The 20,020-nt window shown below is 44.2% G+C and carries 14 protein-coding genes and 1 pseudogene; 9 read left to right on the top strand and 6 right to left on the bottom strand.

All coding sequences use genetic code 11. The annotated features are described in order from the left end of the window. Window positions 1-10 precede the first annotated feature (10 nt). From BWI96_RS04815 to BWI96_RS04800, 4 genes are all read left to right on the top strand, one after another. On the top strand, window positions 11-1,348 hold the full coding sequence (locus BWI96_RS04815; protein WP_106635555.1) for a cation:dicarboxylate symporter family transporter: 1,338 nt from the start codon (window positions 11-13) through the stop codon (window positions 1,346-1,348). Between the two features lie 39 nt (window positions 1,349-1,387). Continuing rightward, complete coding sequence (gene fbp / locus BWI96_RS04810; RefSeq protein ID WP_106635554.1) at window positions 1,388-2,377, top strand: class 1 fructose-bisphosphatase; 990 nt, start codon at window positions 1,388-1,390, stop codon at window positions 2,375-2,377. A 112-nt stretch (window positions 2,378-2,489) separates the two neighbouring features. Beyond that, on the top strand, window positions 2,490-3,959 hold the full coding sequence (locus BWI96_RS04805) for a porin (protein ID WP_106635553.1): 1,470 nt from the start codon (window positions 2,490-2,492) through the stop codon (window positions 3,957-3,959). 248 nt (window positions 3,960-4,207) lie between these two features. After that, window positions 4,208-4,786: an RNA polymerase sigma-70 factor gene (locus BWI96_RS04800; RefSeq protein WP_106635552.1), complete on the top strand. Its 579-nt coding sequence runs from the start codon at window positions 4,208-4,210 to the stop codon at window positions 4,784-4,786. A 40-nt stretch (window positions 4,787-4,826) separates the two neighbouring features. On the opposite strand, the gene aac(6') is transcribed toward BWI96_RS04800, so the two are convergent. Both aac(6') and BWI96_RS04790 read right to left on the bottom strand, forming a co-directional pair. Next, window positions 4,827-5,264, bottom strand: coding sequence for an aminoglycoside 6'-N-acetyltransferase (gene aac(6'), locus BWI96_RS04795; RefSeq protein ID WP_106635551.1), 438 nt, complete (start codon window positions 5,262-5,264; stop codon window positions 4,827-4,829). An 89-nt stretch (window positions 5,265-5,353) separates the two neighbouring features. Then, window positions 5,354-5,995 (bottom strand): hypothetical protein, encoded by a 642-nt coding sequence (locus tag BWI96_RS04790; RefSeq protein ID WP_106635550.1) that lies wholly within the window; start codon window positions 5,993-5,995, stop codon window positions 5,354-5,356. A gap of 146 nt (window positions 5,996-6,141) precedes the next feature. On the opposite strand from BWI96_RS04790, the gene BWI96_RS04785 reads away from it, so the two are divergent. From BWI96_RS04785 to BWI96_RS04775, 3 genes are all read left to right on the top strand, one after another. Continuing rightward, window positions 6,142-6,384: a hypothetical protein gene (locus BWI96_RS04785; RefSeq protein WP_106635549.1), complete on the top strand. Its 243-nt coding sequence runs from the start codon at window positions 6,142-6,144 to the stop codon at window positions 6,382-6,384. Next, entirely contained in the window at window positions 6,381-6,893 is a 513-nt protein-coding gene (locus BWI96_RS04780; RefSeq protein ID WP_106635548.1) for a LytTR family DNA-binding domain-containing protein, read from the top strand. The genes BWI96_RS04785 and BWI96_RS04780 overlap by 4 nt, the downstream gene beginning before the upstream one ends. A 783-nt stretch (window positions 6,894-7,676) precedes the next feature. Further along, window positions 7,677-9,857 (top strand): FAD-dependent oxidoreductase, encoded by a 2,181-nt coding sequence (locus BWI96_RS04775; RefSeq protein WP_106635547.1) that lies wholly within the window; start codon window positions 7,677-7,679, stop codon window positions 9,855-9,857. 1,766 nt (window positions 9,858-11,623) lie between these two features. On the opposite strand, the pseudogene BWI96_RS04770 reads toward BWI96_RS04775, so the two are convergent. Next, window positions 11,624-14,145 (bottom strand): annotated as a pseudogene (locus BWI96_RS04770) (TonB-dependent receptor). A 478-nt stretch (window positions 14,146-14,623) separates the two neighbouring features. On the opposite strand from BWI96_RS04770, the gene BWI96_RS04760 reads away from it, so the two are divergent. Continuing rightward, window positions 14,624-15,514: an AraC family transcriptional regulator gene (locus BWI96_RS04760; RefSeq protein WP_106635544.1), complete on the top strand. Its 891-nt coding sequence runs from the start codon at window positions 14,624-14,626 to the stop codon at window positions 15,512-15,514. A gap of 86 nt (window positions 15,515-15,600) precedes the next feature. Further along, window positions 15,601-16,602: an aldo/keto reductase gene (locus tag BWI96_RS04755; protein ID WP_106635543.1), complete on the top strand. Its 1,002-nt coding sequence runs from the start codon at window positions 15,601-15,603 to the stop codon at window positions 16,600-16,602. A 145-nt stretch (window positions 16,603-16,747) separates the two neighbouring features. On the opposite strand, the gene BWI96_RS04750 is transcribed toward BWI96_RS04755, so the two are convergent. From BWI96_RS04750 to BWI96_RS04740, 3 genes are all read right to left on the bottom strand, one after another. Beyond that, the gene (locus tag BWI96_RS04750) at window positions 16,748-18,598 is read right to left on the bottom strand and encodes a hypothetical protein (RefSeq protein ID WP_106635542.1); all 1,851 of its coding nucleotides are present in this window, start codon (window positions 18,596-18,598) and stop codon (window positions 16,748-16,750) included. A 104-nt stretch (window positions 18,599-18,702) separates the two neighbouring features. Further along, entirely contained in the window at window positions 18,703-19,128 is a 426-nt protein-coding gene (locus tag BWI96_RS04745) for a DUF2846 domain-containing protein (RefSeq protein ID WP_106635541.1), read from the bottom strand. A 107-nt stretch (window positions 19,129-19,235) separates the two neighbouring features. After that, a complete protein-coding gene (locus BWI96_RS04740) occupies window positions 19,236-19,709 on the bottom strand; it encodes a septal ring lytic transglycosylase RlpA family protein (protein WP_106635663.1) in 474 nt (157 codons plus the stop codon). Window positions 19,710-20,020 lie beyond the last annotated feature (311 nt).

Here is a 20,020-nt window from a genome sequence, read left to right as displayed (position 1 = left end):
CCTTAATACTATGAAAAAGTGGTTCAGTAATTTGACATTCTGGGTTTTAACGGCCATTACGGCGGGTATACTTCTGGGTCATTTCAAACCGGAATGGGCCTTGCTGAAAGTACTCGATGAACCGCTCAAGGGCCGATTCATGGGGCAAGAGTTAAGCATTGGCATTACCCTTAGTGAGGTATTCAGTGGCCTTTTTATTAGTACCGTCAAACTCTTCATTAACCCTATTATTTTCCTGACGATTACCCTCGGCATCGTCAGCATGGGTGACCTGAAAAAAGTAGGCAAAGTAGGAGCCAAAGCCTTACTGTATTTTGAAGTAGTTACTACCCTGGCTCTAGTGATCGGCGTAGTGATTGCAAATGTCATCAAGCCGGGTCATGGCGTGGTGACCAATCAGGTCAAAGGTGGGGATATTTCGAAATACACCCAGAAAAGTGCGGACTTTAGCTGGCTCCATTTTCTCCAGGATAACGTAACGCTGCAAGTATTGATTGTAGCGATTCTGGCGGGCGTTCTGTTCAGTCAGTTACGTTCCAAGGACGTGATTGTAGCTGGAATGAATCGGGTGTCTAAAGTTGTTTTTAAAGGACTGCATAAAGTCATGTTACTGGCCCCCATTGGAGCCTTCGGTGGAATGGCCTATACGATTGGCAAGTACGGATTGGAAACCCTCTTTCCTTTAGCCAAACTGATGGGTACGGTTTATACCACGATGGCCTTGTTTATCTTCGGTGTGCTGGGTATGATTTTACGTTCGTGTGATATCCGAATCGTGGATTTTCTCCGGTATATCCGGGCGGAATTGCTAATCGTACTGGGGACCTCCTCGTCGGAATCTGCCTTACCCTCATTAATGGAAAAACTGGAAAGAATGGGCTGTGCCAAACCCGTGGTAGGGCTGGTCGTGCCTGCGGGTTATTCATTCAACCTTGACGGTACCACGATTTACCTGTCGATGGCGACCCTGTTCCTGGCTCAGGTGTTCAACGTTGACTTAAGCCTGACTCAACTCCTCACGATCATCGGTATTCTTATGGTTACTTCCAAAGGAGCCGCCGGGGTAACCGGAAGTGGATTTGTTGTACTGGCTTCTACGCTGACGGCGGTAAAAGTGATCCCCATTGAGGGACTGGCTCTCTTGCTTGGGGTGGACCGCTTCATGTCAGAAGCCCGCAGTATTACCAACTTTATTGGTAATGGCGTAGCCACCATCTGGATCGCTAATCACGAAAAAGCTCTGGACCGTGAGCAAATGAACCGGGCGTTTGGGCTTGTTCCTGAAAAGGCATCCACGGTTGCGTCTGACACGCCCACCCGTCCTTCGGCAGTGGTGTTGAACAAATAGAACGGTATTGACTTTCACCCAAAACTTAACAATAGTTGTATGCAAGCTGCTGTAACCGTACCTTCCGTAGGCATCACCCTGGATCGGTTTATTCTCCGAAAACAGAAAACGTTTCCGTCTGCCACCGGAGATTTATCCCAGGTACTGCGAGATATTGCCCTGGCTGGTAAAATCATTAATCGTGAAATCAATCGTTTTGGTCTGGCTGATATTACGGGAGATACGGCTACCGATAACATTCAGGGAGAAATTCAGCAAAAGCTGGACTGGATCGCTCACGTTCGTTTCATCCGGGCACTCGTCAACGGCGGCGAAGTATGTGGTATCATTTCGGAAGAAGAAGCTGGTATTATAGACACGGGTAACCCGGAAGGGAAATACGTTATCGCGATGGACCCCCTGGATGGTTCCTCCAACATTGATGCAAACGTAGCCATTGGTACAATCTTCTCGGTCTATCGACGGGTTTCGCCGCTGGGTACTTCGCCCACCGTCGAGGACTTTCTGCAAGGCGGTCGGCAGCAGGTAGCCGCAGGGTATATTCTCTATGGCTCTTCCACGATGCTGGTGTATTCAACCGGTTGCGGAGTCGATGGATTTACCTATGAACCTACGTTAGGGGAATACATCCTTTCGCACCCCAACCTGACTTTCCCGGCTTATAGCAAGACTTTTTCCTGTAATGAAAGTAACCAGCGGGATTTTCCACCCTTTGTGGTGCAACGGATTCAGGAATTTTACGAGCAGCGATTCAGCAGTCGTTACATCGGTTCATTTGTGGCTGATTTTCATCGAAATCTAATCAAAGGAGGCATTTACCTGTATCCCCCTACGCAAACCCATATTCAGGGAAAGTTACGATTGATTTATGAATGTTACCCCATGGCTTTTCTCGCCGAACAAGCCGGAGGTAAAGCCATTGACGGACAACAGCCCATTCTAGACATCATCCCTAACCGATTCCACCAGCGTACGCCCTTGTACATTGGCTCCTCCCACCTGGTAGACTATTTCGAGATTCCTTCCTAACGATAATCCAATCGTTTTGCTGCCATTTGTTGCTGGCACCTCAGGCGAGCGTGTCTCCGTATCGCTTTATCTAATTAAAAATATAATTTATCAAACATTTAATATAATTATTATGAAATACATTTTTCTTCTTCTACTGACTCTCAGTGCATATACGGGGATGGCTCAACTGGCCTTGAATTCCGTAGTGTCTCTGGATACGCTTCACTCGTCGAGACCCATTCAGGCTGTTTCGGGCAAAGATACAGCCCGCGTGAAACCATCCATTCGTCCTGTCACTCCCCCCTACGAAGGGCTGAAAATCAAACTTAGCCCCGATGGAGCCAAGTACCTGGCCTTTAATCTGTGGAGTCAGGTATGGGTTCGTTCCATTGAAAACAATCCGGGAACGCTCGTTAACGGTATTCCGCAGAATCATGTCTGGGACATCAGCCTTCGCCGTACCCGGGTTCGGGTCATCGGACAGATGTCGCCGCGTTATTTATTTGTCATTCAGTTTGGGATGAACAACCAGTCTTTTAACAGCGGTGGTGGCACTGGTACCGGAGCCAACGGTTTAGGTAAAAAACCTCCGCTTTTCTTTCAGGATGCTTACAGTGAATTTGTGGTGGTTCCCGCTCTAAACCCGGTTACTAAAAAACCGGCTGACTTTTCACTATCCATGGGAGCCGGGTTGCACGCCTGGAATGGCGTCAGTCGCCTGACCAGTCCGGGTATCACCAGCAGTCTCACGCTGGACGTACCCATTTTCCAGTGGCCCAATATTGAAGTCTCTGACCAGTTCAGCCGTCAGTTAGGCATTTTTGCCAAGGGCATGTGGAAGAATGTAGCGTACCGTTTTCATGTCAACAAACCTTTCACCACTACGCTGACCCCCAGCGTTGGTGGGGCAGCCGTTGATAACAATCAGGATGGAAAACCGGCTTACGGAGGCTACGTTAATTACCAGTTTAAGGATAAAGAAAGTTTGCTGACGGCCTTTTTCCCCGGTACGTATCTGGGTTCCAAAAATGTCTTCAACATTGGACTCGGCTTTTACTATAATAAAAATGCAACCCTCTCCCAACCCGAAGCGAATGTTTTCAGGAAACACAATGAACTGACGCTAGCGATGGATGTCTTTTTGGATCGACCCATTGGCGATCCGGCCAAACGGATGGCCGTGTCGATTTACGGCGGCCTGTATCGGTACGAATTTGGGCCCAACTACATTCGCACTTCAGGTATCATGAATCCCGGTACAGTGAATCCTAATTTTACTGAACAACGAGCCGCAGAAGGCCCCGGCAATGCCCGGTATCTATCCGGCACGGGTACGCTTACTTACACCCAGCTAGGTTTTGTTCTTCCACAATTCACCTCAGCCGTGCGTGTTCAACCTTACGTTGCTCACAGTTACAAAGATTTGCAAGCTCTTCGGCAGCCGGGCCACTACTATAACATTGGTACTGCTTTTCTACTGGACAGTCATCAGGCTAAAATTACGGTCGAATACAATAGTCGTCCGCTGTACAGCTCGGTAACCAAACAGATCTTTTCCCGAGCGGGTGAACTCATCGCCATGGTGCAGGTATCGCTGTAAGACTTTAGCTACGGTTTACTTTAGGGTTAGTTTAGAACTTGAATGCTAAAACGTCAAACCTGTAAGAACCTTACAAACCTGCTATACTCAGCCTATGCAATGGCGATTTTATAAGTTGCCGGAAGCCTGTATTTTTCATCACAAAGCATGGAAATATTTACTTAAACTTCTTAAACTATAGTACTATTTGCATATTTAGTTTACATTTAACGTCATAATCAAGTATGTAAACTTTTTCAACTAGTACGTTGGCAGCCCTGAATCGCTGGAGTGATGCAGAATTATCGCAAGCTCTGCAAGAAAATAATCGAGCCGCTTTTTCTGAAATTTACGAACGGTACTGGAAGCCTCTCTACCGAGCGGCTTACCAGAAAACACGTTCCAAAGAAACTGCCGAGGAATTGGTCCAGGATCTCTTTGTCAGTCTTTGGCAACGCAGAGAAACGGTTCAGATTCAGGAGCTGAAACGTTATTTGTTTACCGCCCTTAAGTTCTCAATCATCCGACTGATTGAATCCGAGCAGGTTCACGAAAAGTTTGTTAGCTATTATCAGTCCTTTCTGGCCACGGAAGACCGGGATACGGAAGAACTACTGGATTTCCAGGATTTGTCAGAAGCCATTGAACGAAATCTTCGGGAATTGCCTGAGAAATCACAGGAGGTCTTTCGACTCAGTCGTTTCGAACAGCTTTCCATACCTGAAATAGCCCAGCGACTTCAGGTGAGCGAAAAAGCCGTTGAGTATCATCTTACCCGGGTACTCAAGCACTTACGCACGCACTTACACGAAATAGCTTTGGGGCTGATGCTTGGCCTTTGGAGATGATCCCCTTTGCTGATCCAACTCTTGGTATTGGATTTCTCTTTTACAGCGTTTTGATTAAACATACGATTCGGTTCGCTTCTTCAAAACCAAGCTTCTGGTGGAAGGCCAGACTTTCTGCATTGTCCAGTTCCGTATCCGAAGCCATTTCCTGGCAGTGTTTTTCCCGAGCCCAGCCCTCTCCCGCCTGCATCAGGTACCGACCGATGCCCTGGTGCTGAAATTCCGGTTTTACGTATAAGCCTTCTACATAAGCCACTGGTGAGTGCGAAGCTCCTTCCACGTAATCCGTTCGGAGTGTCAGATGAATGAATCCGAAATAGTTTGTTCCTTCTTTCGCCAGGTAACAAACTTCATCGGTAGCCGTAAGCAGACGCTGGTAACTCTCCCGCTCCTCTTCAAACGAGCATTCCGGCCATAGGGCTACTACTAGGTTGACTAATTCGTTAAGGCTATCGGCAGAAACGGGTTCGATGGACATCAGGAGGATAATTTTTATGAAAGACGACCGAAGGTAAGGATTTAGAAGACATTCGCGACATCGGTTGCGAACGAACGGGAATCCGTACTTCAGACGGGCTTCCCTTGTGACCTGGTTACCTGACGCATATACCAGATCATCATCACCACTCCCAATACCGAAGGGCCTAGCTGGCTATAGGGCTGACATTGAGGTAACACGTTTCCCGCAAAGGCAGATAATAAGGCACTAAAGGCCGAGAGCATTTTATAAATGTGTTCGTACAGCCACCCGCCTTTCAGGGATTCATGCAACCAGTAATGTTTGACCAGATCGTAAGTAGTCACCAGCGATAACGCTCCAAAGGTGGAGTAAATCACGGACGGATTCCAGCTTGAATCCGAGACTTTGGCAATACCTAGAAAACATAATCCAGAAGTAAAGGCCAGTAATGCACAAGCCACATCACGCGTGGAACTACGCTTTTCGCGAAGCCTGACGATCCGCCATCCGGCATAACTCACGTAACCCGCCAGCAGCGTAAGCATGACCAGAAACGGACTGGCTCGAAATAGAATTGCCCCCATTAATCCCGTTCCCACGACTACACTGATGGCATACAAAAAGTAACGGCCAAACCGGGTATGCGGCCCCCGCTTTTTAGGAGCCCTTAGGGCAACTACGCCGAGTCCCATCGCGGCCAGACCAAAAGAGATGTGAATGATTAGGTTAATGGAATGAAAAGTCTGCATCGAAAAGCTTTTAAAAGTGAAAGCCCTAAATTGCCGTCCTTTTCTCCTGATTACCTGTTTTCTGTGACCAGATGATTTAGCTAGTGACCAAGTTCTTTCGTCAATATTTACTTCCAAACCACCCAGACCAGCTGTAACTTGCCTGCATGGAGAAAGTCTTTCGTTCAGTCGTCGTTCGTAACCTGCTAGGTCTGCTGGCTTTGTTGGGTGTCCATTACGTGTCAGACCGGTATTACTTACAGCAACGAACGGGCATGAATCAGTTGCTACCCTACCTTTTTCTGCTGGCTTATACGGCTGGCTGGTTTTTCATAACCGAGTCCTCTTCGAACGTTTTTACCTCCAGCAACGCAAACGCCAATATGTACGCTGGACGCTGCTCATCATGAGCCTTAACACGCTAAGCATGTATGGCTTTCTAACGCTACAATTTCAGGTTACCCACCCGCTTCCCCCGATCCTCAGCTTCTGGGTACATACCCTGGCAGGCTTTGGCATTTACGCTTTTTATCGCAGTACGCTGGCTGTTCCAGCTCCCCTGAAATCCAATCTGCCGAAAGTAATACCCCCAGTGGATTTGGGTGAGTTCATCTGTACGGTGGACGGCGAAAAGCAGATGATTTCCTACGAAGAAATCCGGTATCTGGAAAGTCTGGAAAATTATGTAAAGGTCGTCACACCCCGAAAAACGCACGTAACCCGACTGACGATGAAGGAAGCCGAGGAGCGGTTACCCAAACCGATCTTCGTACGCATCAGTCGCTCGCACCTGATTAATACTTCACACGTGGAGATGCTGGAAGCGGATAACATCACCGTTAGCGGAAAAAGTTTGAAAATTGGAAAGGTTTATAAACGGTACGTGAGCGAGTTACTGACGGAGACTGGAGTAAGCTGAGCGGGAGTTGCTACAATGAATCCTATTTTTCTTTTCGTGCTCTCATCTACTTAATTCCCTTGATTTCGTAATTGCTCGGTTCTGCTGAGTGACGAACTAACAAGTAGGTGTATACTATACCTAATGGGTCACGAAAAGACCTGTCTTATCTAATTTTTCGGGAATACTTCACTAATCGGCAGTAATGGTAGAGGAACACCTTTCCCAGCCTGTCATGCACAGCCAAACGATGCAGCTTACTTCGAATAGCTAATCACTTCGTTAGCTTTAGATTCATACCTATTATCTTACCACTAATCAATCATCCCATTACTTAGGCAATAAAATAAATCTACCTAATCTATTTTTCCTATTGATACATAACATTAAATAAACACTATCATCAAATGATGAATAATTAGTATACTACCTATTAGAGCAATCCAACCAAACCATTTTTAGAAACTAAAATATAATTATTTAAGGACTTATTTGACCCACTTTTAACTAAGTATTTTTACACAAAAAATTGGTAGTAAAGTAACAAAATAGCCTCTATAGTCATATTAAAATTGATTTAAAATATATTTTTTTGAATCTAATAAAGCACGTTAAGTATATTTACCTACTTCAATTTATGTGTAGTACTAAAACAGTTATTTAGTACTTCTACTAAGTAAATGTTAGACCTATGAAAAACCTATTTATAATCTGTAATTTTAATAATTACTTAATATAAATTTAGAGTTAACTATTCATAACTTTACAATTCCCAAAACTGAATTTTATAAATTAATCACAAACATGTGTTTCTTCACAAAAGTTGTCCGCCATGTTCTTTTCTTTTTACTTGCTTTAAACGGAACCATACTAGCACAAAGTTTACCCGTAGTTAACGTAGATGTATGTGTGTATGGAGGAACCTCTGCTGGTATTATTGCTGCCTACACGGCCCAGAAACTAGGCAAATCAGTCATTTTAGTGGAACCTACTACCCACCTAGGAGGTCTAACGACAGGAGGACTTGGTTCCACTGACGTAGGCAAAACTGAAAGTATACAAGGCCTAGCCAGAGATTTTTATAATAGGGTTGGAGCTATTTATGGTAAGAAAGTAGCACAATTTTCGTTTGAGCCTAAGGTTGCAAAAAAAGCCTTTTCTTATTACTTGCAGGACCTGCACGTTCAAACAAATTATCGCTTGCAAAGTGTTATAAAATCAGGAAATACCATAAAAAGCATTACAGTACAGAACGTATTGGTATCGAGTAAAACCCAACAAATTAATGCTTCAGTATTCATGGACTGTAGCTACGAAGGCGATTTGATGGCAAAGTCAGGAGTAAGTTACACATACGGCCGAGAGGCAAATACCACCTATAAGGAAAAATACAATGGAGTACAAATAACAGGTGGGCACCAGCTTCCAGACCACATTGATCCTTATAAAACTCCGGGTGAAGCCTCTTCAGGCCTAATATGGGGAGTAAGTAACAAACCTTTGGCGGCAAATGGTACAGCTGATAATAAGATTCAGGCATATAATTTCAGGGTCTGTTTAACCAATAACTCTGCCAATTTTATTCCCTTCTCTCAACCCTCAGATTACGATGCTAGTAAATATGAGCTACTAGTGCGACTAATGTCGGTTCAGCCAGAGAAATCATCACTTCATGATTACTTCATCTGGAATGTATTACCTAATAAAAAAGTGGATCTAAACAATTTCGGTGGATTTTCTACGGATATGATTGGCATGAATTACAACTACGTGGAAGGCTCTATTGAAGAAAGAAAAGCGGTAATAGCAGCTCATGAGTCCTATACAAAGGGGCTTTTATACTTCTTTGCAAATGATTCAAGGGTGCCCGTCAATTTGCGAAAACAGATGCAACAATGGGGATATGCAAAAGACGAGTACACCGACAACGGCAATTGGACCCCTCAACTTTATGTCAGGGAGAGTCGACGGATGGTAAGTGACTATGTCATGACCGAAGCCAACTGTATGGGTACTGTAAGTGTAAATGATGAGATTGCTCAAGGTTCTTATACAATGGATTCTCATAATTGTCAACGAATTGTATACGTAAAGGGGGGGAAAACAATGGTAAAAAACGAAGGGAATGTAGAGATTGCCGTAAAAAATCCGTATGGTATTTCGTATCGATCAATTATACCTCGTCAGAAAGAATGTCAGAATTTATTGGTTCCCGTTTGTCTTTCAGCAAGCCATATTGCTTATGGATCTATTCGCATGGAACCCGTATTCATGATGCTGGGGCAGGCGGCAGGCGTAGCGGCAGTGATAGCCGCTTCTAAGAAACAACCCGTCCAGTCTATTGATATACAAACCTTACAGGAAGAAATTACGACAAATCCGTTGGTGGAACGTACATTCGACAATCCGGCTCCTCTTCCTGTACGCTGGCTTTATTTCAATGCACAACTTAATTCAGAGGGTGTTTTATTAAAGTGGGCCACTACTTACGAAAAGAATACACAGAAATTTTTTATTCAATATTCATTCGATTCCTTAAACTTTGAAACTATTGATGTAATTAATGGATCGGGCAATAGTATTATGAAAGAAGAATATTCATATTTAGATAAAAAGACGGCATGGTATAATAAAAAAGTAATTTATTATAGATTAAAGCAGGTAGATATGGATGGTAAATTTACTTATTCAAATATGGTATCCATAAATCCAGCGATTGATAACGAGGCAATATCTATCAAAGCCTACCCTAACCCATTTAATGATAATATTAGTATTGAACTATCTCGTGCCCCTACAAGCCTGGACGATAATAACGTAACTCTATTTACTCAGGATGGCAGACAAGTATACTATAAAAAAATAAATGAAATAACATTACCAGCAATTTCAATAAACGATTTATCAACACTAAGGCCTGGTTATTATTTAATGAACGTCATAATAAATCAAAGGAAATACACTTTAAGGATGGTTAAAATATAAAATCGTTAACTTATTTAAAATTCCAAGTGCTTTATTTGTAATATAAAGCAGGATAACATCAAAAGTTAAACTTTACTACCCAAACTTATTGACTGATATAGTTATTGAAACATACCTACTTTATAAGACGAAGCCACTTATTTTGCAATAGTAATTGGCTTCGTCTTATAGAAAACAACTTTCTAAAGCTTAACAAACTCAAGAATAAGGATAGTCATCAGCTATTAGTCAGTAAGTTATTTTTATAAATAGTTTGAGGGAACAAATCACCTAAGAAGTAATAAATTGCTATAGTAAAGCCCTTCATGACAGATCTATTATTAAATCAAACAACCCAAAATCAGCTCCCTTGATAGATTTTATCCTTTTACCATTGCCCGTAACATATTAAGTACCTAGCTATTTACGCTTCTAGAACCACCCCTAACAAAAGATAAACAACCTTTCTTAGGCTACCCCGAGTAAAAGAATCTACCCAATTCTGGACTTATATTATTTGACAGTGAATTGCTTAACTACCTAATATTCAGCCATTTACCAATAGTATCTCTTGCTACGTTCGCAATGACAGTTTATTAAAGACAAATATTTTCCATTCGCATTCACTCGGTTCTGCTGCGTATCGAAATAGCTTTACACCTCTAGCCAATGGACTACGAGATAAGTTATTGATGAGACGTTACTAAATACCAACGACGAAGCGAGAAGATATTTGTGACCTAAGTTTCCCCCATGACTGTCATTCCTGAGCAGAGCGAAGAACCTTATCTAATTTTACGTATATAAATGATGGGAAGAGAAATTATTTGTTCCCCTCTAAGATCAATAGTATTATCCAATAAAGTCTCGCACTTCGGTTGAGATGACAGTTTGTTAAAGAATCTAGCAGTTTACCATGCCCAGCTACTTTGCAGTCGATCAGCTCTGCCAAGTGACAAAGTAATAAACATGCCTCTAGCCAGAAGTTTACGGAATGAATTATTGGTGATGCTTCTCTAATAATATCAGTTACCTTAATGCATACAGCACCTAATATTAGCTTATTTTACCCATCCAATTTAATCATTCTAATTTCGTAATGAGCAAAGAAAAAATATTTAAAACCAAAACTGGATTTTGCCATATTCTTCCAGATAAAATAATCCTTACACGAGATGGGGTTATAAAAAATATACAAATAACTAAAAATAATATTTTCAGTTATTTATTAATTTACTGTATAATTTCTGCCATAGCACTCTATCAATCCTATTTTTATTATTTAAAGAATGAATTAGTTCCTTTTATTTTTTTGGAATTATAGGAATTTATTTGATATATGGGATAATAATAAGTTTAAATAACTCTACTGCATCAATTATCGATCGAAGTAGTATTGTAAACATAAAATTTAAGAGAGCGATTATTGGTTTAACACGTTCTAGATTCGAAGTATTATTTAAAGATGATCAGGGAAAAATCAAGAAGCGATTAATAATGTTACCAGGCTCTTTATTTGATGGCCAATCAGTCACCCTAATAGCCCTAAAAATTATGACTGAAGAAAGGCTATTAGTTAATAGCGAAACTTCAAAACTATAATGCCTATAGTGAGCAAGCCTACTCTCCTCCAAATGTTAGGCAAAATATCATTTAGAATTGCCGTTTGCAAAGTCATCAGTTATAGACTAAAGTCTATCCATCGTTTTAAGTGAGACCAGTTCCCAACAAAAAAGGTAATCGCAGCCAGCTACGATTACCTTTTTTATTACCCTAAACTCAATTCTTTAATACGTATACCGAATCGTTACCCCATACATCCGTTGATCACCTACGATGCCAGCGTATTGGCCGTAGCTACCGGGAGCGGCTAGTAACATTTCGTAGTAGTTCTTATTGAATACGTTGCGAGCCCAGGCAAAGAACGACAATCCATTAGAACCGCGGAAGCCTAAACGGCCATTGGTCAGCGAATACCCGTCAATGTTCAGGTATTCCGAAGGCGAAGGACTCGACGAGAATTTCGAACGATAGAATACGTCGATGCCCAGGAAGTAGTTACCCTTCAGGCCAAGGAATGTACCATTCGTATGGGTCTCACCCCCTACTGATCCCGACCATTTTGAGATGCCCGGTAACACTCCACCCGAAATGTCCTTGAAGGCCTGAGCTCCGCCCACTTCTTCCAGTGGCACGGGAGCATTCGTGAATTTCAGGTATTTACCATCCGTATACGCTAAAGCAGCATTCAGATTCAATTTCGTGAAACGGATGCTTCCGTCCAGTTCCGCACCCTGCACACGAACTCGCTCGGCATTCGCCAGATACCCCCGGTTTACCCCTGGCTCCGGTGTTTGGACTTGCGTCTGGAAATCGCGGATGTCCGAACGATAGAAGGTCAGGTTCAGAATGGAGTTTAATGAAGGCTTCGTTTTTACTCCAAATTCCTTATGATCTACGTATTCGGGCTTTACGTTGGCCAGTTCAATCAATGTCTGACCATTAGCCGTTGGCAGGCCACCCACGTTTACGCCAATAGGCTTATAACCAATGGAATAAGTGGCATATGCATTAAACTTACTATTGGCTTTATACTGCAAGGAAATCTGACCTGAGAAATTACCCTGATCGTAATCGGTGTTAAAGGCCTGATCGGTATATACCAGACGTTTCAGAGCCAACAGAGCAGCATCCGTCGTTTGCAGACCACCATAAGTCACACGGTTATAATCCACTACTTTTTTATCGTAGTTGTACCGAACGCCGGGTTGCAGGTGTAACTTATCGGTAATAGACCAGTCGGCCTGGGCAAATACGGCTAAGCTGGTGCTACGAATGCGGTTTGTTGTACGGATACCGAAGTTATCAAACAGACCGGGTGTTTTCCAGAGGGCACTGGTGGTGCTTTGGGCAAACCGCCACTGAGCCGAACCTGCCTCTTCCGTCTGTACGGGATCGGATTTCAGATCCTGCCACAGGCCGAATAACCCTACTACGCCACTCAGTTTCGGTGAAATTTTACCCGAATAGCGAATCTCCTGCGACCACTGATCATGGGCTGAGTTACCCGAAGAAATTGTAAACACGGGCAGACCGATGTAATCGCGGTCGTTCAGAGGAACCCACTTCCAGTAACGCCAGGCCGTAGTAGAGGTCAGCGTTCCGTTTCCGATTTTAATATCCGCATTGACCGAAACGCCCCCTAACTGGTTGTCTGCTTTGGAAGGCGTATCAAGGTCCACTTTACGTTCAAAGGCACTCTTGTAAGGTAAGGTATAACCCAGATCAGCAATGATGTTATTGAACTGACGATAAGCCGCCCGTTTTGTCGGAACAACACCCGCTACAGGCCAGCCGTATCCATTGGGTTTTTGATCCGAAATGTCACCAATCAGCGTAATTTTTACGTTATCCGTCGGCGTGTATAAAAACTGGCCACGAACGCCAATGTTATTGATGTCGTTGATGGGAAGTTGCGTATGTACGTTGTAAAATAAGCCATTCCGCTGCGTTCCGGTAAACGATAAACGAGCGGCCAGTTTCTTACTCAGTGGCCCCGTTAAAGAGGCTTTAGCTTGTACGAAACCGTAGTTACCGTAGCTTAATTCGGCATTAGCTCCGGGCGTGAAGCTGGCTCCGCGAGTGGTAATGTTAAAGGCACCCGCCGTAGTATTTTTGCCAAACAGCGTTCCTTGAGGGCCGCGTAATACTTCAATACGGTCAATATCAATGAAATCCAGAGCCGTGGCCGCCGGACGAGCATAGTATACTCCGTCTACATAGAAGCCCACGCCGGGGTCAATACCATCGTTTGTTAAGCCGTAGGTAGAACCTAAACCCCGGATGTTTAGCGTAGTATTACGAGCATTGGATACGTATAACTGTACCGTAGGCACCAGCTCTTTCAGACGGTTTACGTTAAAAGCTCCCGCGTCTTCTGCAGTAGATCCACGAATGACCGAAATGGGGATAGGCACTTCCTGAGCCGATTCCTGCCGACGGCGAGACGAAATAATCACGTCTTCGAGTTTATTCGCTGCCTGTTCGAGGGAAATGGTCACCTGCCGATCTCGAACGACTATTTCTTTCTGAGTATAACCAATGAAGGATACGATCAGTGTGAAAGGTAATTTTTGGCCGGTTCTTAAATTAAACTGACCATTCCCGTCGGTGCTGGCTCCATTGGTGGTGCCTTTGATAATGACCGTAGCTCCTACTAAGGCTCGCCCGAAGTGGCATCCAGAACAGTACCCGAGACGGTGGCGTTAATAATGGGCTGTTCCTGAGCTTGGGAAGAAAAAAACGTCAATACTAACTGACGGTTAGAAGTATAGTTGTAGCAATAGCTCTCATAAGAGAATGAAACGTCGTAAGGACAGATGATGATTGGGATGAAATAAGGAAAAGGCTGAAGGCTCAGCAATGATTTCAGAGTGTGCTCAACAATAAGGTATAATTCGTGGCTTCATGAATGGCTTTTGAAAGGTCCGGCACAAAACTAACAATTTAAATTATAAAGTATATAGATTTAGTAGACTTTATAATCTAAATTATGTCACTTTTATCCATCCATTATTTTCGATTACTACCATTCTGGTGCAGGATTCTATCCTGTACCAGATGCTAGCCCATCATCTTATAATTTATATGAGTAGTATCACCTCTAATATAGGCTGTCCTTTTCCGTAATAAGGACACTGCTTTATTTTATAGAGATTATTAAAATGACACCTTACACCAGTAAACGCTGACTTGCACACTCCTTTGAATTTTATACTTTTACCTCCATGAAAAGAGAAGATTTATCGAGCTTCTACGAGCGAATTAATTATACCACTCAGGAGCAAGTTTCTGCCGAACGTTCGCACATCAATTTATTCGAACGGGCTAGTTGCCAGGGCATGCATCCCTACTCCCGGCGGGATTACTATAAGGTTACACTCATTATTGGAGAAGGTCGACTGGAATACGCCAACCGTACCATTAATATTGACCGTCCGGCTTTGCTGTTTTCCAATCCGCTGATTCCTTATCTGTGGCAACCCTTATCGCAGGAACAGGAAGGGTGGTTCTGTATTTTCAATAAGGCTTTCGTTCATCAGCGGGACGAACTTCTGACGGAATTGCCCATGTTTCAGTTGGACGGCCAGCATATATATTTCCCCGAGGAATCGGTCGTCAACGAAATTTCGGAGCTTTTTCGAAAGATGATGGCTGAAAATCAGTCAACGTATCCCTTTAAACAGGATGTGTTGCGTAGTTATCTTCACCTTATTGTACATCAGGCTCTGAAAATGCAGCCTGTGAATGACTACGAGCCACCGCTGAATGCTTCTTCCCGCATTACGTCCCTTTTTCTGGAATTACTGGAACGACAGTTTCCCATCGACTCCATGCAAAACCAGCTTCAGTTACGCTCGGCTACGGATTTTGCCCGCCAGCTTTCTGTTCACACCAATCACCTGAACCGGGCCGTTCGTGAAATAACAGGCAAAACCACGACCGAACATATTGCCTCCCGAATCATCGTGGAAGCCAACGAACTGCTCACCCACAGCGACTGGTCCGTAGCCGAAATTGCCAGTTCACTGGGTTTCGAATATGCCAGCTACTTCAATAATTTTTACAAGAAAGCTACGGGAAAAACACCCCGGGAAGTTCGAATGGGCTGTGTTTGAATTTTATAATTTTTCGTTTGAATCTTGTTTTTCTCCCGCTGTAATCCGCTCTACTTTTGCCGCAGTCACTACAAAACACATAAGTCATGGATTACAGAGCTTTAGGAAACACCGGAGAAAAACTATCCGCAATTGGACTAGGCTGTATGGGGATGAGCTTCGCCTACGGCCCTACCGATGAACAGCAAAGCATCGCTACCCTGGAGCGAGCCCTTGAAAGGGGTATCAATTTCTGGGATACGGCTGACATGTACGGCAATGGAGCTAACGAAGAGTTGCTATCAAAACTGTTGACTTCGCACCGCGATCAGATTTTCATCGCTACCAAGTTTGGTTTTCGCTTTAAAGACGGAATCGCCCGCAGCAGTGCCGCAGCAGGAACCTATTTTGATGGATCGCCTGAGTGGGTAAAAACTGCCGTAGAAGCGAGTCTGAAACGTCTGAAGATTGATACCATCGATTTATACTATGCCCACCGCGTGGACCCGAACGTACCCATTGAGGAAACGGTAGGTGCCATGGCAGATTTGGTGCAAGCGGGTAAGGTACGTTACATTGGTCTTTCGGAGGCTTCAGCGGCATCCATCCGCAAGGCCCATCAGGTACATCCCATCACTGCCCTGCAATCCGAATACTCGCTCCTAAGTAGAGATTTGGAAACGGAAATTTTACCAACCATTCGTGAACTGGGCATTACACTGGTTCCCTACTCGCCACTGGCCCGGGGCCTATTTGATAACATTACCCAAGCCGATCAGCTCGCTCCAGACGATTTTCGTCGTTCCATCCCTCGTTATCAGGCAGAATATCTGGACAATAACCGCAAGTTGGCCGAAGGTTTACAGCAACTCGCTGCCGAGAAAGGGTTGAAAGGCACGCAGCTAGCTCTAGCCTGGGTATTAGCTCAGGGCGAGGATATCATACCTATTCCCGGCACCAAACGGATTAGCTATCTCGAAGAAAACATTGCAGCTTCCGAAGTACAGCTTTCCGCCGAAGATTTACAACGCATCGAAACGCTCCTCAAACAATACCCTAATACGGGTGAGCGATACAGCGAAGGGTCGATGAAACTGGTAAACCATTAATAGTTACCCAATCCTAACCAACAAAAAAGGATAATTGCATCGTCTGCAATTATCCTTTTTTGTTTACTCCATTCGACAAGTGTAAAAATGCTTTATTTTCAATGGTACAGGATTGGAATTCGGCACCAGTAGTTCGCACCCTATCCTACGGTTTCCCAATCACTACTTCATCAATATAAAACCGTGTGGGTGACGTGGGAATATCTGCATTGGGTAACGGCGGATCGTTAGTTTCATTGGGCGTTTGCCGATTGGGTAAATTTCGGTAGGCTCCCGTTCGAAGCGATAGACGTTCAATGGATTTCACTGCCTCCGCTAGCTGAGCTTTTGCAAGCACGATTTTTCCATTGATTTTTACCGAAAAATGGCCCTTCAACGTCGCCAGGGTTTGTACTTCCAGGTCATACCACTGCCCTTTCTGGTATTCCTGTAGCACTTTCTCGGTACTGCCGTCGGTGGCGATGATCTGATTTTTTTCGTTAAACCGAATGCGAACGGGACGATTGCCGTACTGATCCGTCAGATCAATTTCCAACACCCCGGTATTACTGGGGTCTGCGTATACTTTTAGTTTCGTCGTTAGATGCGTGCCTTCTTCGAATACCCGAATGGCCCGGGCATAATCGTACAAGTCCTTGTCTTCCAGTAACAGACTTTTACCCGATTTTCCGGGCGTCTTCGCTACTGATACCGGAGCCCACTTCGGAGCATAGATGTTCCAGTTTGGCACCGCCCCATCCAGTTCCAACTGGTCAAAGTGATCTTTAATGGTCCCTTTCACTGCGTAAGTAACGGGCGTTGGAATCCGGCTGATCCAGATATCTTCTTTATTCATGCTGTAGCTCAGCCACATATCATTTCCCGGCGGGTTACCATTGCCTTCCTCAATGCCCCGCATGTAGCAGGGCCCAAAATCTTTCCAGCGACCCGTAAACCGACGGACGGGTAACTCCCCCTGCACCAGTAACATATCATCGAAAATGATTCCATCGTCACCCGTAATCACCACCAGTGGGAAACGATACTGCGTCTGTTCAATGGGGTTATAACTGATGGCATAACGACCATCGTCCGTTTTCTGTCCCCATTGTTTCCCCCCTGACATAAGCAGAGTCGGTACTTTTACGGGTTTGGAGAAGGTTTTTCCTTCATCGGAAGAAAGAGCCGTTAATGATTTTTTCCAGAGAGCCACTACTTTCCCGTCTTTGCGGTGGTAATAGGACAAAGCTTGTCCGGCTTCCTTTCCTCCATAAAAACCATCCAGTCCATGATCCTCGTCATACCACTGAAAAGTCATTAACTGATCTTTCAGCAGATCGTCGCATGCTTTGACAAAACCCGCATCCGTCGATTTTTTATAGAAGGGATAACTTGTGTTTGACTCATTCCAGTCAGCGTGGCTCGTGTAACGGATGAAGTAAATCGGGCCGAAAGAACCGTCTTTATAGACTTCCCGTACCACCCGGCCAATGCCGCCTTTTCCGAAGGGATCTTCCGTGTGACCGTAAAAAGCCAACACTAATAAACGTCCATCGGGGGCAACGTAAAAGCCCATCCGCTGATGCATCATGTAGCCTTTGTAACCCTTAGGAATTTCTACACCTTTCGGAGCCTGATAGGGCGGAAAAACTACCTGTGGCTTATTCCAGTGGCGACCATCGCTGGAGGTCATCAGAAGCGTTTGTCCCGGAGCCACATGCTCGTCTACGGGGTTACTGAGGTATTGCTGAAAAAAGGTATTGTTCCAGTAACAGAGGTTTGAAGCATGGTTATACGTCCAGCCGTAACCATCGGATTCTTCGGGATGGGTGCGGTTAGCCCGCATGGTTTGTCGATTTTCGGTGCCGATGGCATACCGAAGTCGGCCTTCGTGCAGACTGGGATCTACGGTTACTCCACCCACATAACGAACCGGCTCCTGCGGACTCCCCGTCTGAGCCTGTCCCAACTGAGTCAGGCCCAGGGCCGCTCCCAGCATCATAACTGAACGTTTCATAATCAGGAAAGAACCCTAAAACGGCTTTATACTCGATTCAGGGCATTTTTTAATCACAAAAAAAGCCCTGACTAAATTCAGGGCTTTCTACACAATCGTCTTGCTTATATCTTTCGCCAACCGACTTTCTTGAGGTAATTTGCATACTTGCGAAAGGTCGGTTCAGTCACTTCACTTAGTCCTAAAGAACCTCTGAGCATACCGGATCGATGATTGCCTTCCACAAAATACTCGCAACCGGGCTCTACATCCAGGGTTACCTGTTCACGTAATCTTGGCACAATGGTTAAGCCGCTCAGGGCTGTCTCGATATGCACCGTACCCGGTTCCAGTTTTAGGGCCATACTGCCCCAGTTGTCCAGTTTACCGATGTACTTACCATTAATCCAAATCTTAAAACGACGGAAAAAAGCTTTTTTCTCCCCTACTCGATACAGATAGATGGTCGCTTCCTGGGCGGGCAGATCCTCTTCAGGTTTGCCCCAAACTAAGCCCGAAAGCCAGGAAAGTGGATGAAGCGTCTCGTCCATACTCGTTATGATTAATTCTATTCGTCATTTAAAGGTACAAAGTGGGAATGGGAATAAAAAAATATTCCTCTCTATAATACCAACGAACCTTTCTGAAGAATGTTTGCCTAACGTTGAATCCGAACGCTGCTCATGCGTCTGATGAGCGAATCAGCCGCAAAATAGTTAGCTTCAGGTTCGAGATCAGGCAGAGCCTTAGGAGTGGTAGCTCCGCCCAGGCGTAAAATACGGATGGTCACCTCGCCAACACCTTTTCCCAGAAACCCAAGCAATCTGGCCCCTGTTTCCGATAGGTCAATCAAACGATGATGCCTGTAAGGCCCTCGATCATTGATCCGAACAATAATCGATTTTTTGTTATCGGGATTAATGACTTCAATGAGCGAATTAAACGGTAAGGTTTTGTGGGCGGCGGTTAGGAAAGACTGGTTAAAGAGCTCGCCCGCGGCGGTTTTCTTACCTTCAAACTTTGAGTGATAAATTGACGCCAGGCCCGTTATCTCCGCCACACCCTGAGCTTTTGCTTTGCAAAAAGTCATACAACTCAACAGAGCCGAAATCTTCAATACTGGTAGTTTCATGCCAAATATGGGGGTTTCGGTAAGCAGCACAAAAATGGCTCGGATTGACTGAACTGCCAAATTATTATTCCGAGCATTCTTTATTACGCATGGTAATTGCCTTAAATTCAGCTATATACTATAACTGATTCTGGACCTATTTAGTATAATTAACTTTAAAATATTCAATTTTCTTTGTAATCATTCATTCTCGCATTCAAAACCTCCTTTTTGCCATTCATATAATTATTACCATAAATTATTTACCTGTGATTATAATTAAATTCCGTAAAAATCATATTTAGCAAAATATTGTCCCGTTTTACATAAAA

It is taken from the genome of Siphonobacter sp. SORGH_AS_0500 (assembly GCF_002838835.1).
In the GTDB taxonomy this organism is placed as follows: domain Bacteria; phylum Bacteroidota; class Bacteroidia; order Cytophagales; family Spirosomataceae; genus Siphonobacter.
This window is presented reverse-complemented; position numbering and strand designations above follow the sequence as displayed.